At 48.9% G+C, this 10,327-nt stretch carries 7 protein-coding genes and 1 pseudogene; 1 reads left to right on the top strand and 7 read right to left on the bottom strand.

The genetic code is table 11. From position 1 onward, the window contains the following. The 6 genes and pseudogenes from AC3DKE_RS10525 to AC3DKE_RS10500 all read right to left on the bottom strand — a co-directional run. A pseudogene (locus AC3DKE_RS10525) lies at window positions 1-187 on the bottom strand (IS6 family transposase); the annotation flags it as partial. A gap of 167 nt (window positions 188-354) precedes the next feature. Further along, complete coding sequence (locus AC3DKE_RS10520) at window positions 355-3,561, bottom strand: efflux RND transporter permease subunit (RefSeq protein WP_379068447.1); 3,207 nt, start codon at window positions 3,559-3,561, stop codon at window positions 355-357. A gap of 29 nt (window positions 3,562-3,590) precedes the next feature. Then, window positions 3,591-4,793 (bottom strand): efflux RND transporter periplasmic adaptor subunit, encoded by a 1,203-nt coding sequence (locus AC3DKE_RS10515; RefSeq protein WP_379068444.1) that lies wholly within the window; start codon window positions 4,791-4,793, stop codon window positions 3,591-3,593. After that, on the bottom strand, window positions 4,790-6,022 hold the full coding sequence (locus AC3DKE_RS10510) for a TolC family protein (RefSeq protein ID WP_411730224.1): 1,233 nt from the start codon (window positions 6,020-6,022) through the stop codon (window positions 4,790-4,792). Before AC3DKE_RS10510 ends, AC3DKE_RS10515 begins: the two co-directional genes overlap by 4 nt. 64 nt (window positions 6,023-6,086) lie before the next feature. Next, window positions 6,087-6,443: a hypothetical protein gene (locus AC3DKE_RS10505; RefSeq protein ID WP_411730223.1), complete on the bottom strand. Its 357-nt coding sequence runs from the start codon at window positions 6,441-6,443 to the stop codon at window positions 6,087-6,089. A 394-nt stretch (window positions 6,444-6,837) separates the two neighbouring features. Beyond that, window positions 6,838-9,138: a heavy metal translocating P-type ATPase gene (locus AC3DKE_RS10500; protein ID WP_379068438.1), complete on the bottom strand. Its 2,301-nt coding sequence runs from the start codon at window positions 9,136-9,138 to the stop codon at window positions 6,838-6,840. Between the two features lie 82 nt (window positions 9,139-9,220). On the opposite strand from AC3DKE_RS10500, the gene cadR reads away from it, so the two are divergent. Then, the gene (gene cadR / locus AC3DKE_RS10495) at window positions 9,221-9,649 is read left to right on the top strand and encodes a Cd(II)/Pb(II)-responsive transcriptional regulator (RefSeq protein ID WP_116208963.1); all 429 of its coding nucleotides are present in this window, start codon (window positions 9,221-9,223) and stop codon (window positions 9,647-9,649) included. A gap of 246 nt (window positions 9,650-9,895) precedes the next feature. Here the strand turns inward: cadR and AC3DKE_RS10490 are convergent, their stop codons facing one another. Continuing rightward, window positions 9,896-10,315, bottom strand: a complete 420-nt coding sequence (locus AC3DKE_RS10490) for an IS6 family transposase (protein WP_487990647.1) — start codon at window positions 10,313-10,315, stop codon at window positions 9,896-9,898. Window positions 10,316-10,327: the final 12 nt, after the last annotated feature.

The following is a 10,327-nucleotide window of genomic DNA, read 5'->3' as shown; positions in this document are numbered from 1 at the left end:
TGGGGGGATTACCATAGCTAGGTCCGAATTTGATACACCACAATCGGATCGACTCATAACTGACAGAGATACCCTTCTCTGCCAGCAAGTCTTCGATATCACGGAAGCTCAGATTGAATCGGTAATAGATCCAGACTGCGTAGCTGATGATGCTGGGGTGAAAGCGATGTCGTTTGTAGGTACTCATACGCGAATTATCACAAGCGGCGAGTTAACTTATCAGTACCAGGCTAATGCCATAATGCACCACTGTTTCGACGCTAAACATAGCCAAGTTAATCACCAGCGCAACGATCAATACTGAAACGTGCGCTGGCCTCCGATGCCTTGCTAGCATATTGACTATTGTAGAAATTAGGCCTTCTGGCGCCCTTCTTTCCAATGCTCGATTAATCGATACATTGCCGGCAAGGCTACTAGAGTTAACAATGTGCTAGTAATTAAGCCGCCAATCACAACAATCGCTAACGGTTTTTGCACCTCAGCGCCTGTTCCTGTGGCGAGTGCCATAGGAACAAAGCCGAGCGAGGCAACCATCGCAGTCATCAGTACTGGCCGTAAACGAGACAACGAGCCCTGCTCCACAGCAGTGTTCAATGACACGCCCTCCTCACGGAGTTGATTAATTCGGCTGACCATCACCAAACCATTGAGCACAGCCACGCCCGAAAGCGCAATAAAACCAATTGCTGCAGTAATAGAAAAGGCAATACCAAAAGCCCAGAGCGCAAGGACGCCACCTGATAGGGCAAGTGGCACAGCTGTAAACACTAACAATGCTTGGCGAACGCTACCAAGCGCCATAAATAGCAAGATTAAAATGAGACCAAAGCAAGCTGGGACAACAATCATAAGCCGTGACTTGGCTGCCTGAAGATTCTCAAATTGACCACCCCACACTAACCAACTGCCTGCTGGCAACTGTACTTGCTTTTCAATGAGCTGCTGAGCCTCCTCCACAAATGATGACAAATCACGGCCACGGACATTTGCGGCAACAACTATTCGGCGCTTACTGTCCTCTCGGCTGACCTGATTGAGACCATCTTGCAACGAAAGCGTGGCAACACTGCCTAAAGTAATAAAGCGCTGCTCAGCAAACGTGCTTGCTACAGCCACTGGTAAAGCGCGCAACTGATCAAGATCGGTACGTACAGCCTCAGGCAGCCTAACCATCACTGCAAAGCGACGATCACCCTCAAAAATATCACCAGCTTGCTGGCCACCTATGGCTGCCGTCACCATATCTTGCACATCTCCCATACGAAGGCCCAAGCGTGCCAAAGCATCACGATCGAAATCGATATCGAGTAAAGTTTGGCCCTCAACTTGCTCAACTTTGACTTCACTTGATCCTTCAATACTGCGTAGCGCTTGAGCAACCTGATTAGCGGTAGCGAGCATTTTTGCAAAGTCATCGCCAAAGACTTTGACAGCAACATCGCCGCGTACACCAGATAACAGCTCGTTAAAACGCATTTGAATTGGCTGACTAAACTCGTAGTTATTACCAGGCAACTCAGTCACTTTATGCTCAATGCGTTCGATCAACTCAGACTTAGTCAAATTTGGATTCGGCCATTGCTCTCGTGGTTTTAAAATAATAAAGGTATCCGATGCGCTAGGTGGCATAGGGTCAGCCGCCATCTCAGCAGTGCCGGTTTTGGAGAAAACAAAAGCAACTTCCTTAAATTGCTTCACTGTATTTTCAACCTGCAATTGCATTTGGCTCGACTGTTTAATACCTGTACTAGGAATACGCAGCGCTTGCATGGCGATATCTTTCTCATCAAGCGTTGGAACAAACTCTTGTCCGAGCTGAGTAAAAACCAGTAATCCAATTGCAAATGAGCCTAAAGCAATAGCAATGACTTTCCTTGGCCAACGCAACGACCAAGACAAAGCTGGCTTATACAATGCGTTTGCCCTGCCTAATATTCGCCCTTCTTTTTCCTCTATAGTTCCAGTAAAAAATATGCCAATTAGTGCTGGAATCAAGGTGAGTGACAACATAAAAGCTGCCAATAAAGCCAAAATTACGGTCGCTGCCATCGGGTGAAACATCTTACCTTCAACACCTTCCAGCGCTAGAATCGGTAAGTAAACTGTAATAATAATGGCCTGTCCAAACACCGAAGGCCGAACCATTTCACGCGTTGCAGCCAATACAGCCGATAGTCGCTCCTCAAGGCTCAGAGGCCTCCCCATTCGATGTTGACTAGCCGACAGGCGGCTCAAACAGTTCTCAACAATAATGATAGCGCCATCAACAATTAGACCGAAATCCAATGCGCCAAGGCTCATCAAATTTCCACTAATACCAAGCTTCACCATGCCAGTGCTCATTAGTAAAACCGTCAACGGAATAACCAATGCTGCTATTAGTGCAGCCCGCACATTTCCAAGCATCAAAAAGAGCACAGCAATGACCAACAGTGCACCTTCGCTAAGATTCTTAGCTATGGTCGAGACTGTGGCATTCACCAACTTACTACGATTTAGTACCGTCTGAGCCTCTATACCTGGCGGCAGGCTACGGCGTATCTCAATGAGTTTCTTATCAACCGCTATGGCTACGGTGCGCGAGTTTTCGCCAATACGCATCAAAGCCGTGCCAATAACAGCCTCTTGGCCATTTTCGCTTGCCGAGCCTGTACGCAACTCCTCCCCAATCTCCACTCGGGCAATGTCGCGCATGTAAATTGGCGTATTGCTTCGCGTGGCGACTACGGTATTGGCAATATCATTTAGAGTTTTAAGTCGGCCATCAACACGAACCAGATATGACTCGCCTCGCGACTCTATATATCCTCCGCCGCGACTTTGGTTGGCTACCTCCAATGCCTCAACCACATTGTTCAACGATAAACCATACGCTCTTAATTTCAGTGGATCGGGTTGAACGTGATACTGCTTGGCGAACCCGCCAATACTGTCTACACCTGCAATACCGGGCAACCCCTTTAACTGCGGGCGAATGATCCAGTCCTGCACTGTGCGCAAATAGGCGGCTTGCGCCACTGTACTGCGCAAATATTCACCTTCTGGTGTCAGATAACTACCATCCGTCTGCCATCCCGGTTGACCATCGGTAATCTCCGCACCTTCACCTTGTGGGTGCGTAAATTTCACGGCCCACATATATACTTCGCCTAGGCCGGTAGAGATTGCACCCATGCGAGGTGATGCTTTATCAGGTAGCGCCTCTTTAGCTTCATTCAGCCGCTCAGTGACCTGATTTCTTGCGAAGTAAATATCAACATCATCGTTAAAAACTGCCGTGACTTGCGAAAAGCCATTCCGAGATAACGACCGTGTTGATTGAAGGCCAGCAATACCTGCCAAGGCACTTTCAATTGGATATGTCACCTGCTTCTCAATGTCCTCTGGTGATAAACCTGAAAGCACGGTGTTTATTTGCACTTGATTATTGGTGATGTCCGGCACGGCATCGATAGGCAGTTTTTGAAGCGAATACACGCCAAAGCCCGCCATCAATAGCACTAGAACGACAACCAAATAGCGATGCGCTAAAGAAAAACTAATGACTTTATCGAGCATGATGATGCTCCTGCTGAGTCTTGAATAAATTAATCATCATGTGCCGCCTCCGATTTACCTAAATCGGCTTTGAGCACAAAGACATTACCCGTAGCAAAACGTTCACCTTCACTTAGGCCATTCAAAATCTCTTGGCGATCGCCGCTACGACTGCCAAGCACAACAGCACGTGGCGTCAACCCTGCAGCCCCCTCAACAAAAACTGATGGCTCATTTTCAATCATCAAAATAGCTGATTGAGGCACACTAACCACCAGCTTAGGCTCGCCCATTTGTATGGACGCGTCGACAAACTCTCCTGATCGCCAATCGCCCTGCGAATTATTAATCTGCACCCGCACAGAGCCACTTCGGCTGGCAGGGTCTAGCTCAGGCTGTACAAAAATCACGCTGCCTTGCGTCTTTTGGCCAGACTTATTACGAACCCAAACTGATTGACCTACACGCACACTGGCCAGCTCACTTACTGGAATAGCTAAGTCAATCCACAACACAGACAGGTCAGCAATTCTAAATAAGGGTTTTTCACTGTCGACAGCCTCACCTATCGTTAGATCCTTACTAAGCAATGTGCCTGAAATTGGGGCTCTTAAACTAAATTTCGCCAAGTGACTACCAGCCTTCAATTCGCGAGCACTTTTCTCGCTGAGCCCTAATGACATTAAACTTTGCTGTGCGCTCTGAACCTCAATACGGGCTTCCGCCAATGCGCCACGAGCAGCTAGATAGTCTTGCTCAGCACTGATTTTTTTCTCCCACAACGATTTCTCACGAGTAAATACCGATTGCGACAAAGCGAAGCGCTCTCGCGCGGACAAAAACCGAGCAGAGGCATCTGAAAGCTGTGCGCTTTCAATCGTTGCCAAAAGATCACCAGCTCGAACCTTGCTTCCGATTTGAATGGGGGCGGAGCGAACCGTGCCTAATACTGGAGACGAAATACGTGCCTCGCGATCAGTACTCAATACAAGCTGGCCAGGCAAGGCCAATGCCGTGACAAAATTAGCCTTAGCAGCAGTTTCTATTGCCAAACTATTGGCTTTTAACTGAGCCTCATTGAGCTTCACGTATTGAGGGTCAGCATGCTCATCTTCAGCTTGCTCAGTCTGTAAGGCTGAGGTGTGTTGCTCATGCTCCTGAGCTAGCGGGCCGTACTCCATGATGTACCAGACAGCTCCGGCGCCAATCATCACGAAAAAGAATATAAGCAATAAATTTTTGATAATTTTCATAGTGTACTTCCGGCAAATGTAGCAAAGCCAAGCAGCTCATTGAGTGCCGCATCGCTTTGATGAAATGTGAGTCTCGCCGCCAAATATTGGCTCTGTGAGTCGATTAGACTGCGCTGTGCATCAAGCAAATCGAGTAGTGAGAATTTTCCAGCGCTATAGCCTTCTTGAGTCGCCTCGGCAGCCTCACGAGCCACGCGCAATACATTGTCGCGCAACTGCTCAGCCTCCTGATAACTTGCCGTACGTTGTGTCTCAAGTTGATCTCGCTGAGTTCTCCACTGCTGATTAATTAGCGTCCGATCAGCCTCTGCAGCAACAACGTTTGCCTTAGCAGTAAGCACAGCCCCTTGGTTTCGATTGAAGAGTGGAATCGGGACGGACACACCAACGAGGAGACTTTCATCACGAGTGCCAGCATCGCGCTTCATACCCGCAGAGAGTGTGAAGTCAGGCACGCGCTCTGCTTGCGCTAAACGCATTGCCGCCTGCTCCTTTTGCACGCGAATATCTGCCTGCTTGAGTATGGGAGTTTTATCACTTGGCTCATTTGGCTCAATTAAGAGCTGAGGAAGCACTAACGCATCATTTAGTGATTCAGTAAGCTCAGCCTCGCCCCATAGCGCTGCTAAGCGCCTTTGCGCTAGTAGTCGAGACTGACTCTGTAACCTCAAAGCACGTTCCGCGCCCCTCATGGCAACGGTTGCTCTAGACAGCTCTATTGGAGAGACCTTCCCGGCACTAACTCGCGCCGACACAGAGTCATGCGTTTGTTTGGCCAAGCCCAGTCTTTGGTCAGCTATATCGAGCTGCTCCTCAGCAGCCACGGCATCGATATATCGTTCACGCGTTAGTCGAATCAGCCGTAAACGCTGAGATTGGGAATCAAGAGCAGTAAGGGCTTGCTCATCTTCAGCAACTGCCTGGCGAGCACTGCGCTTGCCAGGCAACGAAAATCGCTGACTAAGAGTGAAAGTTGTAGTGGCATCGCCAGTAGAGCGTCGAGTATCGCCAGAGAAATCCTCGAGCACATAGCTCAGCTCTGGATTGGGCAATACTCCGGCCTGCACAGTGCGGCCGGCCGCAGCCTCCTCCAGCGCATTACTGAGGGCTGTTTGTGGATTCTTCGCCAGTACGCGTTGAGTAGCGTCAACTAGACTTAAGCTCGCTGCTGCTGTCGTTGAGCACAGCAAAACAGAAAGCAAAGTGAAAACTGAAAAATAGCGGTACATGATAATTCCTTGAGGACAAAAAGTTGACAGGCACGTGCCTGACTCCAGACGTCAACAGGGAAAATCAAATATGTAGGTAAGCGGTTTCGCGGATAATGATGGAAAACGGCTTTACCGGAGGGCCAGTGCCATCAGGAACTTTCAGCTGAGAAAACTCACCTGAGATATACGCGGGATTGGTATAGAAAGGCTGAATAAGCGCTGGAGGATCTGATAATTGCAACGTCGAATAGAGCGATGCGTGATCGTTGTGGCCATCTTGAGCCTGAAAGTCCACACAGGGTGTCTCAGAGCTTTTCTCATCAACTGCCGAAGGGCATGGCTCACCAGTGTGCTCCCAAACGACCACACCATCAGGCTCAAGGCATAAAGTGTCAGCTAGCGCCGTACAAGAGCTAAACGTCCAATGCAGCAACAGCATCACCATCAAGGATAGTGTTAGCCGGCGCCTCTTGGTTAACTGTTGTGATGCTGACATCATGCTTACACTAGGGCTCTTATAAATTAGTAAATACCAATAGAACTATACACAAATTACATCAAATATTCCGACTTTATCCCCGCATAAAGCCCAAAGACAGCTATCAGTAGGGGGGAGCCTCGCAAACTGGCTCGCAGCTTCTTGGATGGCCAACACTTTTATGCGAGCTTTTCACCGTTTACTAGCAGCCTACGAGCAGTTTTGCCCCAAAAAACCAACACTACTGGAATCAAAATCAGTGAATCAGCTAACCAAACACCATACTGCAAGACTCAGCTGGAGCAAATGACACTTCACACTGCTGCCAAAACCCTATCAGGGATTGCTACCTACACTATTTTCTTAGCAGCCTCATCCCATTACCTACAACTAAAAGGCTAGCCCCCACATCAGCGAACACCGCCATCCACATGGTACCCACGCCCATTAGGGTGAGCACAAGGAACACAGACTTGATACCTAATGCCAAGGTAATATTTTGGATCAATATTGAATGCGTAGCCTGCGACAATTTAACGAAAGCAGGTATTTTACGTAGGTCATCATCCATCAAGGCAACGTCAGCTGTTTCAATTGCGCTATCGGCGCCCAAAGCTCCCATCGCAAACCCAATATTGGCACGGGCAAGTGCCGGAGCATCGTTAATGCCATCACCAACCATACCCACTGTACCTTTAGCGCTGAAATCTTCAATTGCTCTCAATTTGTCTTCGGGCAGTTGATTACCGCGAGCCTGATCGACCCCTACTTCGTCAGCAATTGCTTTAGCAGTATGCGAGTTATCTCCGGTAAGCATCACAGTCTTAATTCCTAAGCGATGCAGCTCAGCGATAGCCATACGGCTGCTATTCTTGACCGTATCGGCTACAGCAAACAGGCATAGTACCTGCTTTTCGTCGACAAGCATCACGACCGTTTTCCCTTGGAGCTCCAACTCACTCAAACGTGCCTCTAGCTCAGGGGAACAAAGGCCAAGATCATGCACTAAGCGATGGTTTCCCAACGAGTACAACTGACCATCAATCAGGCCACGCACTCCGCGACCAAGCAGTGCCTCGAAAGAAGCGACATCTTTCCGCTCAATCTCATGTTGATTCACAGCATTTGCTACTGCTCGTGACACTGGATGGTCGGAGCGACCAGCTAAGCTGACTGCCAATTGACGACAGTGAATTGCATCCATATCAGCAAGCACTTTGAAGTCAGTCTGCACAGGCTTACCATGTGTGATAGTGCCGGTCTTATCAAGTGCTAGCCAAACGAGCTTGCGGCCTTCCTCCAAATACACCCCACCCTTTATTAAGATACCCTGGCGAGCGGCGGAGGCTAGCCCACTGACAATAGTCACTGGGGTCGAAATCACTAGCGCGCATGGACACGCGATGACGAGCAAAACTAATGCTTTGTAGATCCAGTCAAACAGATCTCCATTCATCAACAGCGGTGGAAGTACAGCTACCATTATCGCAACGGCGAATACTATCGGTGTATAAACACGGGCGAACTGATCAACGAAACGCTGAGTCGGCGCCTTAGCGCCCTGTGCTTCCTCAACGGCATGAATGATGCGAGCTAGGGTCGTATTACTTGATGCCGCTGTGACTCGATACTCAAAGGAGCCGGACTCATTGATTGTCCCCGCATAAACCGGGTCACCTTCAGCCTTATCCACCGGCAAGCTTTCCCCGGTGATTGGTGCTTGATTCACCGACGAATGACCATTCAGAATTTCACCGTCAAGTCCGATACGTTCGCCGGGCTTTACTCGCACTACGCTGCCTACAGCCACTGTACCGGGATTTTCCTCTTGCCAAGAGCCATCTGCCTGCTGCACAGATGCTGTTTCTGGAGCAAGCTCCATGAGCCCCTTAATTGCATTTCGCGCGCGATCAAGTGACTTAGCTTCGATCAGCTCAGCAATAGTGAACAACACCATCACCATGGCAGCCTCCGGCCACTGCCCCAACGCAAGAGCACCGGTCACGGCGATACTCATTAATGCATTGATATTGAGGTTGCCATTACGAATCGCGACCCACCCTTTTTTATAGGTGGTCAAGCCGCATGCAGCAACGGCCACGATTGCAAAAATAGCAGATAGTGCACTCGGCAACCCGATCCAGCTCACAGTTTCCGACAATACTGCCGCTACCCCAGCCAAAGCTAACGGCCACCAAGAAGTCTTTGCCTCCTTACGATCGACTGGTTTGGCGCTATCAACACTCAACTCAGGTCGAAAACCTAATGAGCGCAGGGCCTCCAACACTTGGGCCAGTGTGTTCGAGGCATGTACTACAGTCAGCTCTCGTCTCATCAAATTAAACGTTAGGCTCTTGACCTGCACCATACCAGCTAGCCTCTTGCGGATAAGCGCCTCTTCGGTAGGGCAGTCCATCTGCAAAATACGTATGGACGTGCTGGTGGTGTCCGTCGTCATTTCCGTTTCTGCTAAGTCGCTAAGTGCAATTGGAGTACTAGAGCAACACTGACCATCTGAGCCATCAAGCAAAACAGAAGGTATTAGGTCGCTACTCTCAATTGCTGAATCTTTAGTGTTTTCAATCTCATGATTTGAGCTTCGGTTTTGCTCAAGCTCACCACCCTCAATGTGATCATGATCTAAATGGTTAGTCATGGTAAATCTCCATTTCTCATCGTATGATTCTCATTCAAAACCCTAAAGTAACTTTAGAGTCAAGCGTATTGGAGTCCAATCAATGAAGATAGGAGAGCTTTCTCACGAGGCACAATGCACCGTAGAAACGGTGCGCTATTACGAAAAAGTTGGACTTCTGCCAGCACCCGCGCGAACAGCAAGCAACTATCGTCACTATGGAAGCGTGCACGTCGATCAACTACGCTTCATTCGCAATTGTCGTGCACTAGATATGACACTGGAGGAGATCCGTGCACTACAGAGTTTTGTCACTCAGCCTGCAGGTGATTGCAGTGCTGTGAATCAACTTCTTGATGAGCACATCGACCATGTCGACTTGCGCATAGCTGAACTGTCCCAGCTCAAAGAAAAACTCAGCGAGCTTAGTCGGCGATGTCAAAACAAACAGTCAATTATAACTTGCGGCATTCTTCAAGGACTGACCTCAATGGAATCAGAACCACAGCATGATAGACATACTCATCTGTAGTAAGCCAAAACCATCTCATAACGGTACTGACAAGTTAACTTCCAGGCACAGCAAAAATTGACCTTTGCGCCTCTATGCAACCACCGCTCTCCATGTTGCGAACACAGCTGTCCTACTTCGGCGATAATGGCTTGCTGAGGTTAGGTGTCTTCCAAGACTGAATAAGCTTGATACTGCTGCATGGTTCGCTAGAAATGGTACTGACAAGTTAACTTCTTAGCTCAGCAATAGTTGACCCTGGCGCCTTTAAGCAACCACCGATCTCCACGTCGCGAACGCAGCTGTCCTGCTCCGGCGATAATGGCCTGCTGATGTTAGGTGTCTGCCTAGATTGAATAAGTTAGATACTGCGGCATGGTTCGTTAGAAACAACTGAGCCTGGCTCGGCGACTTGAATCGCCTCATTCCCCGCTCTCGAAATCGCGTCAACTCATGCGATTGCTCTGCCCTGTTGTTCGCGTACTTGGCTGTATTGTGATGAGCAGTCGGCATTAGCTCGCGTTGCGCAACTTTGTAGCTTGCCAACTTATCAGTGACTATTGTTCGTGGCTCACCGCCATGATTGCGTAACAAGCGCTTAAAGAATTGCTTTGCCGCCGCACCATTGCGCCTACTCTGAACGAAGACATCGACCACTTCGCCATCTTGATCAACGGCTCGCCACAAGTAGTGTTGTTT

It is taken from the genome of Paraperlucidibaca sp., assembly GCF_982810325.1.
This window is presented reverse-complemented; position numbering and strand designations above follow the sequence as displayed.

What these genes read in the sequence shown, in the direction of transcription:
- AC3DKE_RS10515 (WP_379068444.1), bottom strand. Translation starts at nt 4,793, where the DNA reads ATGAAAATTATCAAAAATTTATTGCTTATATTCTTTTTCGTGATGATT.
- AC3DKE_RS10510 (WP_411730224.1), bottom strand. Translation starts at nt 6,022, where the DNA reads ATGTACCGCTATTTTTCAGTTTTCACTTTGCTTTCTGTTTTGCTGTGC.
- AC3DKE_RS10505 (WP_411730223.1), bottom strand. Translation starts at nt 6,443, where the DNA reads ATGCTGTTGCTGCATTGGACGTTTAGCTCTTGTACGGCGCTAGCTGAC.
- AC3DKE_RS10500 (WP_379068438.1), bottom strand. Translation starts at nt 9,138, where the DNA reads ATGACTAACCATTTAGATCATGATCACATTGAGGGTGGTGAGCTTGAG.
- cadR (WP_116208963.1), top strand. Translation starts at nt 9,221, where the DNA reads ATGAAGATAGGAGAGCTTTCTCACGAGGCACAATGCACCGTAGAAACG.
- AC3DKE_RS10520 (WP_379068447.1), bottom strand. Translation starts at nt 3,561, where the DNA reads ATGCTCGATAAAGTCATTAGTTTTTCTTTAGCGCATCGCTATTTGGTT.